The 18,022-nt window shown below is 65.2% G+C and carries 15 protein-coding genes; 1 reads left to right on the top strand and 14 read right to left on the bottom strand.

The annotated features are described in order from the left end of the window. Window positions 1-167 precede the first annotated feature (167 nt). The gene (locus F7R11_RS16565) at window positions 168-1,133 is read right to left on the bottom strand and encodes a M23 family metallopeptidase (protein WP_064805250.1); all 966 of its coding nucleotides are present in this window, start codon (window positions 1,131-1,133) and stop codon (window positions 168-170) included. Window positions 1,134-1,213: 80 nt separating this feature from the next. On the opposite strand from F7R11_RS16565, the gene F7R11_RS16570 reads away from it, so the two are divergent. Beyond that, entirely contained in the window at window positions 1,214-1,735 is a 522-nt protein-coding gene (locus tag F7R11_RS16570) for a DciA family protein (protein ID WP_021196095.1), read from the top strand. Window positions 1,736-1,784: 49 nt separating this feature from the next. On the opposite strand, the gene lpxC is transcribed toward F7R11_RS16570, so the two are convergent. The 13 genes from lpxC to F7R11_RS16635 form a co-directional block, all read right to left on the bottom strand. Then, window positions 1,785-2,702 carry a UDP-3-O-acyl-N-acetylglucosamine deacetylase gene (gene lpxC / locus F7R11_RS16575; protein WP_064805252.1) on the bottom strand — a complete coding sequence of 306 codons (918 nt, stop codon included), beginning with the start codon at window positions 2,700-2,702 and terminating at the stop codon, window positions 1,785-1,787. 242 nt (window positions 2,703-2,944) lie between these two features. After that, window positions 2,945-3,445 (bottom strand): peroxiredoxin, encoded by a 501-nt coding sequence (locus tag F7R11_RS16580; RefSeq protein ID WP_064806444.1) that lies wholly within the window; start codon window positions 3,443-3,445, stop codon window positions 2,945-2,947. Window positions 3,446-3,792: 347 nt separating this feature from the next. Then, on the bottom strand, window positions 3,793-4,995 hold the full coding sequence (ftsZ, locus tag F7R11_RS16585; RefSeq protein ID WP_064805254.1) for a cell division protein FtsZ: 1,203 nt from the start codon (window positions 4,993-4,995) through the stop codon (window positions 3,793-3,795). Between the two features lie 152 nt (window positions 4,996-5,147). Further along, the gene (gene ftsA / locus F7R11_RS16590; RefSeq protein WP_021196099.1) at window positions 5,148-6,380 is read right to left on the bottom strand and encodes a cell division protein FtsA; all 1,233 of its coding nucleotides are present in this window, start codon (window positions 6,378-6,380) and stop codon (window positions 5,148-5,150) included. Continuing rightward, window positions 6,377-7,288, bottom strand: a complete 912-nt coding sequence (locus F7R11_RS16595; RefSeq protein WP_021196100.1) for a cell division protein FtsQ/DivIB — start codon at window positions 7,286-7,288, stop codon at window positions 6,377-6,379. Before F7R11_RS16595 ends, ftsA begins: the two co-directional genes overlap by 4 nt. A 23-nt stretch (window positions 7,289-7,311) precedes the next feature. After that, window positions 7,312-8,307 carry a D-alanine--D-alanine ligase gene (locus F7R11_RS16600; protein WP_064805256.1) on the bottom strand — a complete coding sequence of 332 codons (996 nt, stop codon included), beginning with the start codon at window positions 8,305-8,307 and terminating at the stop codon, window positions 7,312-7,314. A 109-nt stretch (window positions 8,308-8,416) separates the two neighbouring features. Beyond that, complete coding sequence (gene murC / locus F7R11_RS16605; RefSeq protein ID WP_064805258.1) at window positions 8,417-9,865, bottom strand: UDP-N-acetylmuramate--L-alanine ligase; 1,449 nt, start codon at window positions 9,863-9,865, stop codon at window positions 8,417-8,419. A gap of 15 nt (window positions 9,866-9,880) precedes the next feature. Beyond that, window positions 9,881-10,966, bottom strand: coding sequence for an undecaprenyldiphospho-muramoylpentapeptide beta-N-acetylglucosaminyltransferase (murG, locus tag F7R11_RS16610; protein ID WP_064805260.1), 1,086 nt, complete (start codon window positions 10,964-10,966; stop codon window positions 9,881-9,883). Continuing rightward, window positions 10,963-12,204 carry a putative lipid II flippase FtsW gene (ftsW, locus tag F7R11_RS16615; RefSeq protein ID WP_021196104.1) on the bottom strand — a complete coding sequence of 414 codons (1,242 nt, stop codon included), beginning with the start codon at window positions 12,202-12,204 and terminating at the stop codon, window positions 10,963-10,965. Before ftsW ends, murG begins: the two co-directional genes overlap by 4 nt. Beyond that, on the bottom strand, window positions 12,201-13,700 hold the full coding sequence (gene murD, locus F7R11_RS16620) for a UDP-N-acetylmuramoyl-L-alanine--D-glutamate ligase (protein WP_197495045.1): 1,500 nt from the start codon (window positions 13,698-13,700) through the stop codon (window positions 12,201-12,203). The genes ftsW and murD overlap by 4 nt, the downstream gene beginning before the upstream one ends. Before the next feature lie 161 nt (window positions 13,701-13,861). Further along, a complete protein-coding gene (gene mraY / locus F7R11_RS16625; protein WP_021196106.1) occupies window positions 13,862-15,031 on the bottom strand; it encodes a phospho-N-acetylmuramoyl-pentapeptide-transferase in 1,170 nt (389 codons plus the stop codon). 15 nt (window positions 15,032-15,046) lie between these two features. Continuing rightward, complete coding sequence (locus tag F7R11_RS16630) at window positions 15,047-16,486, bottom strand: UDP-N-acetylmuramoyl-tripeptide--D-alanyl-D-alanine ligase (RefSeq protein WP_064805262.1); 1,440 nt, start codon at window positions 16,484-16,486, stop codon at window positions 15,047-15,049. Further along, complete coding sequence (locus tag F7R11_RS16635) at window positions 16,483-18,015, bottom strand: UDP-N-acetylmuramoyl-L-alanyl-D-glutamate--2,6-diaminopimelate ligase (protein WP_390624426.1); 1,533 nt, start codon at window positions 18,013-18,015, stop codon at window positions 16,483-16,485. Before F7R11_RS16635 ends, F7R11_RS16630 begins: the two co-directional genes overlap by 4 nt. Window positions 18,016-18,022: the final 7 nt, after the last annotated feature.

The following is an 18,022-nucleotide window of genomic DNA, read 5'->3' on the forward strand; positions in this document are numbered from 1 at the left end:
TGGCGCAAAGGCGGGAGTTTAGCATGCGCCAAACCCCCGTTTGATGGCAGCAGACCGGCCGGATGTGGCAGGAACGCCGCACTTTCGTGACGCCCCGGAACCAGTCCGGGACGGCCGCGCAATCACGCTGATTTGGGGACGGACGCCCCAATTGCAACCCGGCGCAGTCAGTGGCCAGCGGCTGTCATGCTCTTGCCGATATCAGCTGCTGCAACCTGTGGGGCAGGCGCCTTGGTCACGGCCATCTTGGGTTGACCGGCGTTTTCCAGGAAGGCCACAGGATTCTGCGGCACATCGTTGACGTGCACCTCGAAGTGCAGGTGCGACCCGGTAGCGCGGCCGGTGCGGCCTACCAGCGCGATGCGCTCGCCCGCCTTGACGATGTCACCAATCTTCACGAACACCTTGGATGCGTGCGCATACCGCGTCTTCAAGCCGTTGCCGTGGTCGATGTCGACCATGTTGCCGTAATCGCTGCGGTATTCGCTGGCCACCACCACGCCGCCGGCCGCCGCCACGATGGGCGTGCCCACGGGCGCGACGAAATCCACGCCGTCGTGCTGTGTGCGCCGGCCGGTGAATGGATCAATGCGCGTGCCAAAACCCGACGAGTCGTAGCCAACCGCCACCGGGCGCACCGTCGGCATCATCTTGGCGTGGATCTGGCGATCCATCAAAGTGCTCTCGAGCACGCTGAGGTAATCGTTACGCTGGTCTGCGGAGCGCGTCAGGCGATCGAGTTCGGATTGGATCTCCGGCATCGACACTGCACGAGAGAAAGCGCCCTCCGGCCCACCGCGTCCAGGCTGCGACTTGAAGTCGAACTCGCGCGGCGGCACGCCAGCCAGACCCGATACGCGTGCGCCCAGCGCATCCAGGCGCACCATCTGCGCCTGCATTTCGCCGATGCGCGCGGCCATCAGGTTGAGGTTTTCGCGGGTTACGCTGGCGTCGGCACCGGAGGTGCCGGACAGGCCGGCGCCAGGCACCAGGCCCTGCTTGACCGCCAGCCACATCGCCCCGCCCGACAATGCCGCAACGGCCAGCAGCGCCGCACCGATAGCCGCGACGACACTGCGCCGCGACAGGTGCACCGCGCCAGTCTTGCGCGGATGAATCAGGATGATCTGCATCGCTCGCCCATGGCCCCAAGAAGGGACAAAAAAGCCGCCCAACGGCACGAAAGCGCAATGAAGCGCCCTACAATGCCGGCATGCGAATCTTTGTTCATCCCGCTCTCAAGACGCCCATAGCAAAACCGGTCCAGGACTGGCTCTCGGGTGCCGGCTCGGTCGGCCCGCTGATGCAGGCGGCCAAGCAATTGGCGTCGTTGGAAGCGGAGGTGTTGTCGCTCTTGCCGCCCGGCTTGGGCGGCGGCGTGGCAATCGGCGGCATCAAGAACGATGCGCGCGACAGCCGGGAAGCGACCTTGGTGTTGCTCGCCGCACATAGTGCGGCTGCGGCGCGCTTACGGCAGGTGGTACCCACCTTGCTGGAGCGTCTGCAGCGCCGGGGATCGCAGATTACCGCAATTCGTGTACGGGTACAACCGCAGGGCGGAAATGACAGCTTATGGCCACAAGAGACCGAAAAGCCGCCCAAACGCGCCAAGATGACAGCAGTTGGGATCAACAGCCTGGCGGCGCTGGCCAACGAATTGCCCGATTCGCCGCTACGCCAAGCCTTGGCGGAGATGGTTGCGAGGCATGTCCCGCCGCGCACGGCACCCAAATGAAAAGCGCCCCGTAGGGCGCTTTTTTCATGCTTGCAATCGCAGCAACCGATCAGGAAAACGCTGGTTGCAACTGCGGCAGGAAGGCGCGCGGCGCTTCTTCCACCTTGTCGAACGTGACGACCTCGTAGGCTGTTTCATCTGCCAGCAGCGCGCGCAGCAGCGCGTTGTTCAGGCCGTGGCCCGACTTGTGCGCCGTGTAGGCAGCAATCAGCGGATGGCCCACCACGTACAAATCCCCAATGGCGTCGAGAATCTTGTGGCGGACGAACTCATCGCCGTAGCGCAGTTCATCGTTGTTCAGCATGCGGTGCTCGTCGAGCACGATGGCGTTGTCGAGACTGCCGCCGCGCGCCAGGCCCACTTCGCGCAGCATCTCGAACTCATGCGCAAACCCGAAGGTACGCGCACGGGCGATCTCGCGCGTGTAGCTGGTATCGGCAAAGTCGATTTCGAAAGTCCGGCCGGTCTTGTCGATGGCCGGATGGCGAAACTCGATCGTGAATGCGAGCTTGAAACCGAAATACGGATCGAGGCGGGCGAGCTTGTCGCCCTCACGGATTTCCACCGGCTTGGTCACGCGGATGAAGCGCTTGGCAGCGCCCTGCTCTTCGATGCCTGCCGATTGCAGCAGGAATACAAACGAGGCCGCGCTGCCGTCCATGATGGGAATCTCTTCCTCATCGACGTCGATGTACAGGTTGTCGATGCCCAGGCCGGCACACGCCGACATCAGGTGCTCGACGGTCGACACGCGAGTGCCGTCCTTCTGCAGCACGGAAGCCAGGCGGGTGTCGCCAATGGCGCTGGCGCTGGCGGGAATCTCAACCGCCGGGTCGAGGTCGACACGCGTGAACACGATGCCGGTGCCTGCGGCTGCCGGGCGCAACGTCAACGTCACCTTGCGGCCCGAGTGCAACCCGATGCCGACGGTCTTGACGACGGACTTGATGGTGCGTTGTTTCAACATGGCCGCCCTCAACTCACGAATTCTGTACGATTGTTTTTATCTATGCAGTCTGCATAGGTGATAACCCTAAGCATACCATTTTCACACCCCTGCCTTCAAAACGACTTTTGTATCGGGATGTTAGGGGCCTCCGCATTCTGCTCAACCTTAACGCGCGCGAACGCTCCGCAGATGCCCCATCCGTCTTGTGGCGGCGAGCCTGGCGGGCTGGGCTCCGCCATTTGGTGGGTTTTGGCGTGGCGTCAGAGTATCGCCAAGATCGATTCCGCGTCGCTGACAGCAAACTGCCCCGGCGCCTCCACTTGTAGCGCTGTTACCACACCGTTTTTCACGACCATCGCGTAGCGCTGCGAGCGTACACCCATGCCGCGCTTGGAGAGATCCTGGTCCAGGCCGAGCTTGCGGGTGAACTCCGCGCTGCCATCGGCCAGCATGCGGATCTTGCCGTCGGTGCCTTGCGCTTGCGCCCATGCGCCCATCACGAACGCGTCGTTGACGGACACGCACCAGATCTCGTCGACACCCTTCGCACGCAGCCCGTCATAGTTCGCCACATAGCCCGGCACATGGCGCGCCGAGCAGGTCGGCGTAAAGGCGCCGGGCAAACCAAAGATGACGATCGTCTTGCCTTCGGCCAGATGTTCCACCGAGAAGGCGTTGGGTCCGAGCGCGCAGCCATCCTTCTCCACTTGGAAGAACTCGTAGACCGTCGCATCGGGAAGCGGTTGACCAGGCTGGATCATGATGGTGATGAATCGTTGCGCACTGATACCGCGATCATAGAACGAGACCGCCCGCGTGAGGAGATCACGCGGGCGGTCTTGGGAGACAACCACATCAGGAACATTGCACCACACGCGACACGACGAACGGGCACACCCGCCGGGCGGGCTGAACCCTTCCGGGGAGGCGGCCAGAGGCCAGCCCACCCGGCGGCAACGACTGTGTCCTATTCGTCTACTGCTGTCACGCGCTGTCGACTGTTCAGCGGCAGACCATCACACAACGGCGGTCACGGGAGGGGAGCCGTGAGCCGCACGCGGCGTGGGGTGCCACCGGCAGCCGGACGTGCGCGGGCGCTTTGCCTGACTCAGTCCGCCTGCTTGCGCAGGAATGCCGGAATGTCGTACGTGTCGACGCCCTTTTCCTGCAGTGCTGCCACGTGAGCCGACGCCGACTCACGCGAGCTGCGCCACACGGCGGGGGTGTCGAAGTTGCTGTAGTCCGGCGCGGCCGCCACCGAATGACCCATGGCGCCACCGCCAAAGGCCACCGGCTGGTTATCGGTACCGGTCTTGAGCAACGTCATCGTCTGCTGCTGTTGCTGCTTGTTACGGGCAGCGCGGCCCAGGCCGGTCGCGACCACGGTCACGCGCAGCGCATCGCCCATGGCGTCGTCGTAGACCGTACCGAAGATGACGGTGGCATCTTCCGCGGCATAGCTGCGGATGGTGTTCATCACTTCCTTGGTCTCGGACAGCTTCAGCGAGCGGCTGGCCGTGATGTTGACCAGCACGCCGCGCGCGCCCGACAGGTCCACGCCTTCCAGCAGCGGGCTTGCCACAGCTTGCTCGGCGGCCAGGCGTGCACGGTCGACGCCGGACACGGTGGCCGTGCCCATCATCGCCTTGCCTTGTTCGCCCATCACGGTCTTCACGTCTTCAAAGTCGACGTTCACCAGACCGTCGACGTTGATGATTTCTGCAATGCCGGCCACAGCGTTGTGCAGCACGTCGTCGGCGCACTGGAAGCACTTGTCCATCTCGGCGTCGTCGCCCATGACTTCGAAGAGCTTCTCGTTAAGCACGACGATCAGCGAATCAACGTTGCCTTCGAGTTCGTTGGCACCATGCTCGCCCACCTTCGAGCGGCGTGCGCCCTCAAAGTCGAACGGCTTGGAGACCACGCCCACCGTCAGGATGCCCATTTCCTTGGCGATCTGTGCGACCACCGGGGCCGCGCCCGTGCCCGTGCCGCCGCCCATGCCGGCGGTGATGAAGACCATGTGCGCGCCGCGCAGTGCATCGGCGATCTGTTCACGTGCTTCATCTGCGCAGTGCTTGCCGACTTCTGGCTTGGCACCCGCGCCCAGGCCCGTGCTGCCCAGTTGCAGCACGCGCGATGCGGTCGAGCGCTTGAGCGCCTGCGCATCGGTGTTCATGCAGATGAATTCCACGCCTTGCACGCCGCGGCTGATCATGTGCTGCACGGCGTTACCGCCCGCGCCGCCGACGCCGACCACCTTGATGATGGTGCCGTCCTGCATTTCCGTTTCAATCATGTCGAAGTCCATCGTTGCCTCCAGAAGTGATCAGTCCCAGACGATGCAGCCTCCCCGCCGCAACCCCTGGTTCCTGAACAAAAAACATCAAAACAAGAAACTCAACTTGCTCCCGTTTGTGGACACATCGGGGAGCACATCGCCAATCCTCAGCACACGCGTGCTTAGAAATTGCCGATGAACCATTCCTTCATGCGCGTCCAGATCTGCTTGGCCGATCCCGACTGCACAACCACCTTGCGCCCGCGCATGCGCTGCACACGGCCTTCCTGCAGCAGGCCCATCACCGTGGCGTAACGCGGGCTCTTCACCACCTCGTGCAGGTTGCCGCGGTACTCGGGCACACCTACGCGCACGGGCTTCAAGAACATGTCTTCGCCAAGCTCAACCATGCCGGGCATCATTGCGGTGCCACCGGTGAGGACCACGCCGCTGGAGAGCAATTCCTCGTAACCGGATTCACGCACCACTTGGTGCACGAGCGAGAACAGCTCTTCCACGCGCGGCTCGATCACGGCGGCCAACGCCTGGCGCGAGAGCGTGCGCGGGCCGCGGTCGCCCACGCCCGGCACGTCGATCATCTCGTCCGGATCGGCCAGCACCTGCTTGGCGATGCCGTACTGGACCTTGATGTCCTCGGCGTCCGGTGTCGGCGTGCGCAGGGCCATGGCGACGTCGTTGGTGATCTGGTCACCGGCGATGGGGATCACAGCCGTATGGCGGATCGCGCCTTCGCTGAAGATGGCGATGTCGGTCGTGCCGCTGCCGATGTCGACCAGCACCACACCGAGCTCCTTTTCGTCTTCGGTCAGCACGGCCAAGCTCGATGCCAGCGGCTGCAGAATCAGATCGTGCACTTCCAGCCCGCAGCGGCGCACGCACTTGACGATGTTCTGCGCCGCGCTCACCGCGCCCGTCACGATGTGCACCTTCACCTCGAGGCGGATGCCGCTCATGCCGATCGGCTCGCGCACATCTTCCTGGCCGTCGATGATGAATTCCTGCGTGAGGATGTGCAGGATCTGCTGATCGGTCGGGATGTTGACGGCCTTGGCGGTCTCGATCACGCGCGCCACATCGGTGGAGGTAACTTCCTTGTCCTTGATCGCCACCATGCCGCTCGAATTGAAGCTGCGGATATGGCTGCCGGCGATGCCCGTGAACACCTCGCCGATCTTGCAGTCAGCCATCAGCTCCGCTTCTTCGAGCGCTTTCTGGATCGACTGGACGGTGGCCTCGATGTTGACGACCACGCCCTTCTTCAGCCCCTTCGATTCGGTCTGGCCCATGCCGATGACCTCGTAGGCGCCGTCGGGGCGCAGCTCGGCCACCACCGCCACTACCTTGGAGGTGCCGATATCCAGCCCGACCAGAAGATCCTTGTATTCCTTGCTCATCGCGTTTTCTCTGTGCTTCGCGTTGCTTTGTTGTTGGCCACCGGCTTACCCCCCAGCGTGGCTTTCGGCTTTGCGGCACTGTTGGTGCCATTCGTGGTGCCGGGCAACTTGCCCCCCTTGGCCAGCACCGCAGCCTGCGCATCGGTCAGGAAGCGCACACCCGCCGCCCGAACCGCGAACCCGTTGGGGTAACGCAGATCGGCGTATTCAATCTGACCGCCCCAGCGCTGCGTGACCTGCGGCCACGCACGCACAAAGCGGCGGGCACGCGCGGCCAGCGCGGTGCGATCGTCATCATTCAACTCGCGGCCAAACTCGACGACCGTGCCGTTGGACAACCGCGCGCGCCAGGCGTAGCGGTCGGTGAGCGTCACGCTCACGGGCTCGGTGTTCATCGGCTTGAACCACTCGGTCATGGTTTCCAGCTTGTCGACCACTTCCTGCTCGGTACCGTCGGGGCCGGCCAGCGCCACCAGATCAGCGTCGTCTTCCGCCTCGGCCAGGTTGGCAACGAAGACCTCGCCGTAGGTGTTGACCAGCTTGCCAGAGTCGTTGCCGCCCCACGTGCCCAGCGCTTCGTGCTCCTGCACTTCCACCAGCAGCCCGTTGGGCCACACGCGGCGCACGCTGGCGTGGCGCACCCAGGGCACCGATTCGAAGGCCTGACGCGCGTCGTCCAGGTTCAGCGTGAAGAAGTTGCCGCGCAGCTTGACCAACGCGTTGGCGCGCAGGCTCGGCGCGTTGACGTGGCGCATTTCGCTACCCGCCATCGGCATCACGCGCACCTGCTGCAACTGGAACATCGGACGCTGCATCAGCCAGACCGCCCCCACGCCCAAACCGCCGAGCGCGAGCAGCGCATACAGCGCACTCGCGACGGCGTTGAGGAGACGGGTGTTGTGCCACATAACGTTGTGCTGGCCGGTTCGGCTTACTCAGGTTTCCAATCGGTGCTTGCGTGCAGCTCCAGCGACGCGCTGGCCGCCAGTTGCAACACGAAATCTTCGTAGCTGATGCCCGCAGCGCGCGCGCCCATTGGCACCAGCGAATGGCCGGTCATGCCCGGCGACGTGTTCATCTCCAGCAGGAACGGCGCGTTATCAGCCTTGCGCAACATGATGTCGGCGCGGCCCCAGCCGCGGCAGCCCAGCCCGCGGTACGCCTGCACGACCAGCGACTGCACCTTGGCGGCCACGTCAGCCGGAATCGGTGCCGGGCACTCGTAGCGCGTGTCGTCGGTGAAGTACTTGTTCTGGTAGTCGTAGTTGGCCTGCGGCGCGACGATGCGGATGAGCGGCAGCGCGGTCGCGCTCTCGCCTTCGCCGATCACGGGGCAGGTCAGCTCGTCGCCGTCGATGAACTGCTCGGCCATCACGTCACGGTCCAGGCGCGCGGCCTTTTCGTAGGCGGCGGGTAGTTCGGCAGCGCTCGTGACCTTGGTCAGGCCGATCGACGACCCTTCGCGCGCCGGCTTGACGATTAACGGCAGGCCCAGGCGGTCGGCCACGGCTTGCCAGTCGGTGTCGGCCTTGAGCATGACGAAGTCGGGCGTGGGCAGGCCATGGGTCTGCCATTGGCGCTTGGTGGCTTCCTTGTCCATCGCCAGCGCAGACGCGAGTACGCCACTGCCGGTATAGGGAATGCCGAACTGCTCGAGCAGCCCCTGGATCGTGCCGTCTTCACCAAAGCGGCCATGCAGCGAAATCACCACGCGGTCAAAACCCTGCGTGGCAAGCTCGGCCACCGGCTGCAGGCCCGGATCAAACGGATGCGCATCCACGCCGCGCGAACGCAGCGCGGCCAGCACGCCGTTGCCCGACAGCAGAGAAATCTCCCGCTCGGCCGAGCGGCCACCCAGCAGCACGCCGACCTTGCCGAGGGACTTCGGATCAACCGTCGGATGCGGAACGAACGGACCGGTGCTCATGCTGCTGCCCCCGCCGAAATGCCGTGAGTCATCACTGCTCCCGAGTGTCGGGGGCCGGCGTCATTCGCGGCCGTGCGCATCCCCACTACGTGGGGCCCCTGCTTACTGCTCATGCCGCCCCTCCATTCAGATCAACCACATTCGAGGTGCGCACTTCAGCCTGCCGCGCAACCACCTGACCCGGCACTTGCCCGATCGTCCCTGCACCCATGGTGATGACCACGTCGTTGTCCTGCGCCACATCCAGGATGGCTTGTGGCATGTCTTCAATCTGTTCCACGAACACCGGCTCGATCTTGTTGGCCACGCGCAGCGCGCGGGTGAGTGCACGACCGTCGGCTGCCACGATAGGCGGTTCGCCGGCGGCGTACACCTCGGCCAGCAGCAGTGCGTCGACGGTGCCGAGCACCTTCACGAAATCTTCAAAGCAATCGCGCGTGCGCGTGTAGCGGTGCGGCTGGAACGACAGCACGAGGCGACGATCCGGGAACGCGCCGCGTGCGGCAGCCAGCGTGGCAGCCATCTCGACCGGGTGGTGGCCGTAGTCGTCGATGAGCGTGAAGCGGCCCTTGCCGTCGGCGGTCGGCACTTCGCCGTAACGCTGGAAGCGGCGGCCCACGCCGTTGAATTCGGCCAGCGCCTTGACGATCGCCTCGTCCGGCACTTCCAGTTCCGTAGCGATGGCGATGGCGGCCAGCGCGTTCTGCACGTTGTGCAGGCCCGGCAGGTTCAGCGTGATCGACAGCGGCGGCTCGGCATGGCCGTTGAGCTGGCGGATGACGGTGAACTCCATGCGGCCATCCACGGCGCGTGCATTGACGGCGCGCACCTGCGCATCTTCGGCAAAACCGTAGCGCACGACGGGCTTCGAGACGAACGGCAGGATCTCGCGCACGTTCGGGTCATCCACGCACAGCACGGCAATGCCGTAGAACGGCAAGCGCTGCGTAAACTCGATGAACGCCTGCTTCAGGCGCGAGAAATCGTGCCCGTAGGTCTCCATGTGATCCGCATCGATATTGGTGATGACCTCGATCACGGGGAACAGGTTGAGGAACGATGCGTCGGACTCATCCGCCTCGGCGACGATGAAGTCGCCCGTGCCCAGCCGCGCGTTGGCGCCAGCGGAATTCAGGCGACCACCGATCACGAAGGTCGGGTCCAGGCCGCCTTCGGCCAGTACAGAGGCGACCAGGCTGGTGGTCGTCGTCTTGCCGTGCGTGCCGGCAATGGCGATGCCCTGCTTCAGGCGCATCAGCTCGGCCAGCATGACCGCACGCGGCACGATGGGGATGCGCTTGGCGCGCGCGGCCAACACTTCCGGGTTGTCACCGCGCACGGCGGTGGACACGACCACCGCATTGGCGCCGATCACGTGTTCCGGCGCGTGGCCCTGCATGACGGTCGCGCCCAGCGAAGCGAGACGCTGCGTCGCCGCGCTCGTTCCCAAATCCGAGCCCGTCACGCGGTAGCCCAGATTCAGCAGCACCTCGGCGATGCCGCTCATGCCGGCGCCGCCGATGCCCACGAAATGGATGTTCTTAACGATGTGCTTCATCAGTCGATTCCTTCCCTATGCCCGTGCCACCGCAACACACACGTCGGCGACACGCTCGGCCGCTTCCGGCCTTGCCTGTTCACGTGCTTTAGCCGCCATATCGGCTAATTGGGCACGCGTCAGGGACGCGAGTGTATCTGCCAACGAGGCCGGACCCAGTTCCGGCTGAGGCACCAACAAGGCCGCGCCGCGTTCGGACAGGAAGCGCGCGTTGGTGGTCTGGTGGTCGTCCACCGCATGCGGGAACGGCACGAACAACGCCGCGACACCCGCCGCGGCCACTTCAGAAACAGTCATTGCGCCTGCGCGGCAGATCACCAGATCGGCATGCGCATACGCTGCGGCCATGTCGTCGATGAAGGGCACGGCCTGCGCGTGCGTGTCATCAATGCCGGCGGCGGCGTAGTTGGCGCGCAGCGTGTCGATCTGCTTGGCACCGGCCTGGTGGATGACGATCGGGCGCGTATCGGCGGGCAACAGCGCCAGCGCCTTGGGCACCACGTCGTTCAGCGCGGCGGCGCCCAGACTGCCGCCCACCACCAGCACGCGCAACGGGCCGGTGCGCTCGGCATAGCGTGCTTGCGGCGACGGCAGCGTCGCCAGATCCGCGCGGATCGGGTTACCGACCCACTCGGCGCTGGCCAGCGCATTCGGGAATGCACACAGCACGCGATCAGCCACGCGCGCGAGCACGCGGTTGGCAAGACCAGCAATCGAATTCTGTTCGTGCAGCACCAGCGGGCGACCGAGCAGCACGCTCATCATGCCGCCAGGGAAGGTGATATAGCCGCCCATGCCCAGCACCACGTTCGGACGCACGCGACGCACCACGCCCAGGCTTTGCCAGAACGCCCGCAGCAGATTGAGCGGCAGCAGGAACTTGGTGACGAGGCCCTTGCCGCGCAAACCACCAAACTGCACCGACTCCAGCGGGAAACCGTGCTTGGGCACGAGTTGGCCTTCCATGCCATTCGCGTTGCCGAGCCAGACCACCTTCCAGCCGCGCGCGGCCAGCAGCTTGGCCACCGACAGCGCGGGGAAGATGTGGCCACCGGTACCGCCGGCCATGACGAGAAGGGTGCGCGGCGCGTTGGCCGTCATACCTTGCCCCCTCGCATCAGCACGCGGTTCTCATAGTCGATACGCAGCAGCAGCGCGATCGCCACACAGTTCATCAAAATGCCCGAGCCACCGTAGCTGACCATTGGCAGCGTCAGGCCCTTGGTCGGCAGCAACCCAAGGTTCACACCCATGTTGATGAAGGCCTGCCAGCCGATCCAGATGCCCAGACCCTTGGCGACCAAGCCAGCGAACGTACGGTCGAGCTGCAGCGCAGTGCGGCCGATCTCGAACGCGCGGCGCACCATCCAATAGAACAGCAGGATCACGATCAGCACGCCGATGAAGCCAAGCTCCTCGCCGATCACAGCGAGGATGAAGTCGGTATGGGCTTCTGGCAGGTAGTGCAGCTTTTCGATGCTGCCGCCCAGGCCAACGCCGGTCCACTCACCGCGGCCGAAGGCGATGAGCGAGTGCGTGAGCTGGTACGCCTTGCCCTGTGCGTATTCCTCTTGCCACGGATTCAGGTACGCGAAGATCCGCTCACGCCGCCAGGGCGACAGCAGAACCAGCAGCGAGAACGTCGATACCGCCGTCAGCACCAGCCCGCCGAACAGCTTGCCGTTGACGCCGCCCAGGAACAGGATGCCCATCGCCACGGCCGCGATGACCAGGAACGCGCCCATGTCGGGCTCCAGCAGCAGCAGCGCCCCAACAAACGCCACCGCCACGCCCATCGGCAGGAAGCCCTTGCGCACGCTCTGCATCCAGTCCTGCTTGCGCACGGTGTAATTGGCCGCGTACAGCACCACGGCCAGCTTCATCAACTCCGACGGCTGGAAGTTCATGACGCCCAACGGCAGCCAGCGGCGCGCGCCGTTCACGCCCTTGCCCACGTGCGGGATCAGCACCACGATCAGCATCACCAGCGCGATGATGAACAGCTTGGGCGCGTACTTATCCCAAAACTTGACCGGAATCTGGAAGGCCACGACGGCACCCACCACGCCAATCACCAGGGAGAAGATGTGGCGCGTCAGGAAGTGCCCGTTGCTGTAGTTGGCGTACTTGGGCGAATCAGGCAGCGCGATCGACGCCGAATACACCATCACCAAGCCGAGGCCGAGCAGCACGATCGCCACCCACATCAGCGGCTGGTCGTACTCCATCATCTTGGAGCGTGTGGGCTTGACGCCCGAGACGGCATCGCGCAGGCCGCCCCACGCGTTGCCGATGGTCGCGCCGATGAAGCCACTGCGCTTGATCTGGGTGTCGCTCATAGGAGGACTCCTCGGTCGGCGGCGAGTGCCACCACGGCTTCGTGGAAGACCTGCGCGCGATGTTCGTAGTTACGGAACATATCGAAGCTCGCGCACGCCGGCGAGAGCAGCACGGCATCGCCCGGTTGCGCGCGATCGGCGGCTTCCAACACGGCGGCTTCCAGCGTCGGGGCGTCAACCAGCGTGACACCGGTATTGGCCAGCGCTTCGCGGATCAGCGGTGCATCGCGCCCGATCAGCACCACGGCGCGCGCGTATTGCGCGACCGGCTCGGCCAGCGGTGAAAAGTCCTGGCCCTTGCCCTCGCCTCCAGCGATCAGCACCACATGCTTGGACAGGCCCGACAGCGCCGCCACCGTCGCGCCGACGTTGGTGCCCTTGCTGTCGTCAAAGAATTCGATGTCATCAAACGCGGCGATCAGCTCGACGCGGTGCGGCTCGCCGGCATAGTCGCGCAGACCGTGCAGCAGCGCGCTCACCGGAAGGCCGATGGCGCGGCACAGTGCCAGCGCGGCCATCGCGTTGGTGGCGTTGTGCAAGCCGCGAATGCGTAGCGCGTCGGCGGGCATCAGGCGTTTCAGACGCACCGGCACCGGCGCGGCGGGCGTGGTATCGCCCTTCTTTCGGCGGACCGGCTTTGTCGGCAGATCATCCTCATCGGCTTCTGCCAGCACGATCCACGGCATACCGCCTTCACGTAGCAGGCCGAGCGCGTCAGGCGTGGCCGGCTCGTCCGTGCCGAACGTCACATCGCCGCCCTTGCTCGCGAAGGCCATCACACCGGCGTCCTGACGGTTCAGCACGCGCACGGTGCTGGCGCCGAAGATGCGGCCTTTGGCAGCCGCGTAGGCTTCCATCGTGCCGTGCCAGTCGAGGTGATCCTGCGTGATGTTCAGGATGGTGGCGGCGTCGGCATCCAGCGTATGCGTGGTTTCCAACTGGAAGCTGGAAAGCTCCAGCACCCACACGTCCGGCAGCGTGCCGGCGTCAACACACTCGGTGAGCTTGTCCAGCGCCGACGGGCTGATATTGCCCGCCACGCCAACGGTCTTGCCGGCGCGCTCAGCCAAAGCGCCGGTGAGCGCGGTGGTGGTCGTCTTGCCGTTGGTACCGGTGATGGCTAGCACTCGCGGTGCGTAGCCCTGCGCGGACTTGAGGCCGGCGAGTGCGCGAGCAAACAGTTCGATCTCGCCCCACACCGGCACAGCGCGCTCTTTAGCGGCGGCCAGCAGCGCAGCGACGTTGGCGTCCAGCGGCGACAGGCCGGGGCTGATCGCCACCAGCGTCACGCCTTCCAGCAGCGACATGGCAAACGGGCCGCTCACGAATTCCGCATCCGGCACATGCGCACGCAGCGTCGGCAGGTTGGCGGGCGCCTCGCGCGTGTCAGCCACGCGCACGCGTGCACCGTGGCGTGCGCACCAGCGCGCCATCGCCAGGCCGGATTCGCCCAGACCGAGCACCAGCACAAACGGCGATTCCTGCTCGCCGAACATGCGCGGCTCCTGCACGGTCTCGGCGGCGGGCATCGACTCAGTAGAGTCGAACGTGGCGGCCACAGCTTCCACGTCCGCACCCACGACGGACTCAGCCGCCGCTTCCGTCAGCGTCGGTTCCATGTCGTCGGGATGGGCGATGGGTTCGGTCATGTCCGTGCTCATCGCAGCTTCAGGGTCGACAGGCCAATCAGCACCAGCAGCATGGTGATGATCCAGAAGCGCACGACCACCTGCGTCTCCTTCCAGCCGGAGAGCTCAAAGTGATGGTGCAGCGGCGCCATGCGGAAGAGGCGTCGGCCCTCGCCGTAACGCTTCTTGGTGAACTTGAACCAAGTCACCTGCAGCATCACCGAGAGCGTCTCGACCACGAAGATGCCGCCCATGATGAACAGAACGATCTCCTGGCGCACGATTACCGCGATGGTGCCGAGCGCGCCGCCCAGCGCCAGCGCGCCGACGTCACCCATGAACACCTGTGCCGGATGTGCGTTGAACCACAGGAAGGCAAGCCCCGCCCCGGCCATCGCCGAGCAGAAGATCAGCAGTTCGCCCGCGCCCGGAATGTGCGGGAACAGCAGGTACTTGCTGTAGACGGCGCTACCCATCACATAGGCAAAGATGCCCAGCGCGCTGCCCACCAGTACCACCGGCATGATGACGAGACCATCAAGGCCGTCGGTCAGGTTCACCGCGTTGCTGGAACCGACGATCACGAGGTACGTCAGGATGATGAAACCGAACACGCCCAGCGGGTAGCTGATCTCTTTGAAGAACGGCACGATCAGGTGCGACTTGGCTGGCAGGTTCAGCGAGAAGCCGCTGCGCACCCAATCCAGGAAGAGTTCAAGCACGCGCATGTTGCTGGTCTCGGATACCGAGAACGCCAGGTACGCGGCAGCAAACAGGCCGATCACGGTCTGCCAGAAGAACTTCTCGCGCGAGGACATGCCTTTCGGGTCACGATGCACGACCTTGCGATAGTCATCCACCCAGCCGATGGCGCCGTAGCCGAGGGTGACCAGCAGCACGATCCAGATGAAGCGGTTGCCCCAGTCCGCCCACAGCAGCGTCGACACAGCAATGCCGATGAGCACCAGCACGCCACCCATGGTGGGCGTGCCGGCCTTGACCAGGTGGGTCTGCGGGCCATAGCTGCGCACAGCCTGGCCAACCTTCATTTCCGTCAGGCGACGGATCACCCACGGCCCGAACCCAAGGCCGATCACCAGTGCCGTGAGGGATGCCATCACGGCCCGGAACGTCAGATAGTTGAAGACGCGCAGGAAGCCGTAGTCGTTCTGCAGCCATTGCGCCAATGCCAATAACATGGGTTCTTGCTTCCCTTAATGCTTCTGTTGCGTGGTGGAATCGGCCGGCGATGCTGCAGCCGGGTCTTTCAAGACCAGCGCTTCGACAATGCGTTCCATCCGCATGAAGCGCGAGCCCTTCACCAATACCGTCGCGCCCGGCGCAATGTCCGGCACGCCTTGTTCAATCAATGCTTCGGCGGATGCGAAATGCCGCGCACCGGCGCCAAACGCATCCACCGTGTGTTTCGCCAGTTCGCCCGTCGCCAGCACGGCATCGATGCCGTGCTCGCGCGCATACGCGCCAATCTCTTCGTGGAATGCCGGGCCTTGCGAACCAACCTCGCCCATGTCACCCAGCACCAGCCAGCGCGGTGCCGGCAGTGTGACCAGCGCATCGATGGCGGCGCGCATGGAGTCGGGATTCGCGTTGTACGTGTCGTCGATGACGAGACCGCCGCGGGCGCCCGGCTTGCGCTGCAGCCGGCCCTTGACCGGCGCGAAGTGGCTCAGCGCCTGCGCGATCACGTCCGGTGCCACGCCCGCTGCCAGTGCACATGCCGTGGCGGCCAGCGCATTGCGCGCGTTGTGCACGCCAAGCAGCGGCAGCGTGAAGGCGAAGTGTTGACCCGGCGCTTGCACATCCATGTGCTGACCGTCTGCGGTGTCGGTCACCACACCGGTCACCGCGCCCGCTTCGATACCGAAATCGAGCACGCGGCGCGATCCTGCTGCCGCTTGCCACACGGGAGCGTATTCACCACCGTTGGCCGCATCACGCGGGAACACCGCCACGCCATCGGCCGGCAACGCGGCCAACACGGCGGCATGTTCTTCCGCCACCGCTTCCACGCTGACCATGAACTCCTGGTGCTCGCGCTGCGCGTTGTTGATCATCGCCACGGTCGGCTGTGCAATGACCGCCAGCACAGCCGTCTCGCCCGGATGGTTCATGCCGAGCTCAAGCACAGCCAGCTTGTGCTGCGCGTTCAGGCGGAACAGCGTGAGCGGCAAGCCAATGTCGTTGTTGAAGTTGCCAGCGGTCGCAAGGCGGGCGTCTTCGCCCACGGCCTGCGCGAAGATCGTGGAGATCATCTCCTTGACCGTCGTTTTACCGTTACTGCCCGTGACGGCCACCACCGGAATCGGGAACTGGCGGCGCCAGCCGGCAGCAAGCTGCCCCAGCGCGATACGTGTGTCGGCCACCGTCAGCACGGCGACGTTGCTCGCATCCAGCGTGTCAGGCAGCGCACGCGACACCAGTACCGCGGCGGCGCCGCGCGCGATCACATCCGGCAGAAAATCGTGCGCGTCGAAACGCTCGCCGATCAACGCGACGAACAGGTCGCCGGGCTCGACCGCACGGCTGTCGGTCGTCACGCGACGGATGGCCGCGTCCGGGCCGACGAGGTGCGCGCCGGCCATCCAGGCGGCAGCATCCGTGGCTTGCATCATCACGTTACGGGTGGCGCTCATGCGTTCACCCCGCGTGCAGCCAGTGCCAAGCGCACATGTTCCTGGTCGGAGAACGGACGCTTGCGGCCCGCAATCTCCTGGGTCGATTCATGCCCCTTGCCCGCCACGACGATCACGTCGTGCGCATCGGCGTGGCGCACCGCGTGCAGGATGGCCGCGGCGCGATCTTCGATCTGCGTGGCGGCATAGGGATCGTCCATGCCATCGGCGATCTCGTCGAGGATGTGTTGCGGGTCTTCGCTGCGCGGGTTGTCGGAGGTCAGCACCACGTGCTGCGCCAGCCGCTCGGCGATGGCCCCCATCTGCGGGCGCTTGCCCGGATCGCGATCGCCGCCGCAGCCGAACACGGCCCACAGCTTGCCGCCGCGCGCCTCGGTAATCGGTGCGAGTGCGCGCAGCGTCTGTTCCAGCGCGTCAGGCGTGTGAGCGTAGTCGACCACCACCAGCGGGCCGTCTTCGCCGCCGAAGCGCTCCATGCGGCCGCTTACCGGCTGGAGCTTTTCCAGGCGCGCGATAGCGTCCTGCCACGGCACACCGGCCGCCAGCAAGGCGCCCAGCACACCCAGCAGGTTGGAGACGTTGAACAGGCCGACCGTCGGCGCATGCACCGTCGCGTGGCCAAACGAACCGTCCACATCGAAGGTCGTGCCGGTGCGATGTGCGCGCACGTTGGTGGCGCGCAGCCAGTGCTTGGCGCCGTGCTGCGAGGCCGCATCGCCGTCGATGCCGTATTCGAAGGTCTCGATGCCGGCGCGGGCGTTTTTCAGCAACCGCACACCGGCCGCGTCGTCGCGGTTGATGACGGCAGCGCGCAGGTCAGGCCAGTTGAACAGGCGTGCCTTGGCGAGTTCATACTCGGCCATGGTGCCGTGGTAGTCGAGGTGATCCTGCGTGAGGTTCGTGAACACCGCGATATCGAAACGCGTACCGTCCACGCGGCCTTGCTCCAGGCCGTGCGAGGACACTTCCATCGCGATGGCGCGTGCGCCGGCACGATGCAGGTCGGCCAGGCTGTGCTGCAGTTGAATGGCATCCGGCGTGGTGAAGCCTGTGGCCACCAGCGCGTCGACAAACCCGGTGCCAAGCGTACCCACCACTGCGCAACGCTCGCCCGGTTTAGTGAGCGCCTGCGCGATCCACTGCGAGCACGACGTCTTGCCGTTGGTGCCCGTCACGCCGATCACGCGCAGCGCATCCGGCCCAGGCACGCTATACCACTGCGCAGCCAGCGGCCCGGCCAGCTCAGCCAGGCCGTCCACCGGCAGGATGCGCACCGGTGCGTCGGCCGGCATCGCGTAGCCGTGCGCTTCGGCCAGCACGGCGGATGCGCCGGCCGCGATGGCCTGCGGAATATGCGGGCGCCCGTCTCCATGCTGGCGCACGTTGCCCAGCACGTAGGCGACAAACACATCGCCAGTCTTGAGCTTGCGCGTATCGCTGGTGATGTCTGCGCCGGCCGGCACCTGCGCGCGCAGCCAATCCAGCACCGGCGTAAGGCGCGCGGCAACGGATGGGCGATCGGAATTCACGGTCGTT

The organism is Ralstonia insidiosa, assembly GCF_008801405.1.
In the GTDB taxonomy this organism is placed as follows: domain Bacteria; phylum Pseudomonadota; class Gammaproteobacteria; order Burkholderiales; family Burkholderiaceae; genus Ralstonia; species Ralstonia insidiosa.

What these genes read in the sequence shown, in the direction of transcription:
- ftsZ (WP_064805254.1), bottom strand. Translation starts at nt 4,995, where the DNA reads ATGGACTTCGACATGATTGAAACGGAAATGCAGGACGGCACCATCATC.
- ftsA (WP_021196099.1), bottom strand. Translation starts at nt 6,380, where the DNA reads ATGAGCAAGGAATACAAGGATCTTCTGGTCGGGCTGGATATCGGCACC.
- F7R11_RS16570 (WP_021196095.1), top strand. Translation starts at nt 1,214, where the DNA reads ATGCGAATCTTTGTTCATCCCGCTCTCAAGACGCCCATAGCAAAACCG.
- murG (WP_064805260.1), bottom strand. Translation starts at nt 10,966, where the DNA reads ATGACGGCCAACGCGCCGCGCACCCTTCTCGTCATGGCCGGCGGTACC.
- murC (WP_064805258.1), bottom strand. Translation starts at nt 9,865, where the DNA reads ATGAAGCACATCGTTAAGAACATCCATTTCGTGGGCATCGGCGGCGCC.
- lpxC (WP_064805252.1), bottom strand. Translation starts at nt 2,702, where the DNA reads ATGTTGAAACAACGCACCATCAAGTCCGTCGTCAAGACCGTCGGCATC.
- mraY (WP_021196106.1), bottom strand. Translation starts at nt 15,031, where the DNA reads ATGTTATTGGCATTGGCGCAATGGCTGCAGAACGACTACGGCTTCCTG.
- ftsW (WP_021196104.1), bottom strand. Translation starts at nt 12,204, where the DNA reads ATGAGCGACACCCAGATCAAGCGCAGTGGCTTCATCGGCGCGACCATC.
- F7R11_RS16580 (WP_064806444.1), bottom strand. Translation starts at nt 3,445, where the DNA reads ATGATCCAGCCTGGTCAACCGCTTCCCGATGCGACGGTCTACGAGTTC.
- F7R11_RS16595 (WP_021196100.1), bottom strand. Translation starts at nt 7,288, where the DNA reads ATGTGGCACAACACCCGTCTCCTCAACGCCGTCGCGAGTGCGCTGTAT.
- F7R11_RS16630 (WP_064805262.1), bottom strand. Translation starts at nt 16,486, where the DNA reads ATGAGCGCCACCCGTAACGTGATGATGCAAGCCACGGATGCTGCCGCC.
- F7R11_RS16565 (WP_064805250.1), bottom strand. Translation starts at nt 1,133, where the DNA reads ATGCAGATCATCCTGATTCATCCGCGCAAGACTGGCGCGGTGCACCTG.
- F7R11_RS16600 (WP_064805256.1), bottom strand. Translation starts at nt 8,307, where the DNA reads ATGAGCACCGGTCCGTTCGTTCCGCATCCGACGGTTGATCCGAAGTCC.
- murD (WP_197495045.1), bottom strand. Translation starts at nt 13,700, where the DNA reads ATGTTCGGCGAGCAGGAATCGCCGTTTGTGCTGGTGCTCGGTCTGGGC.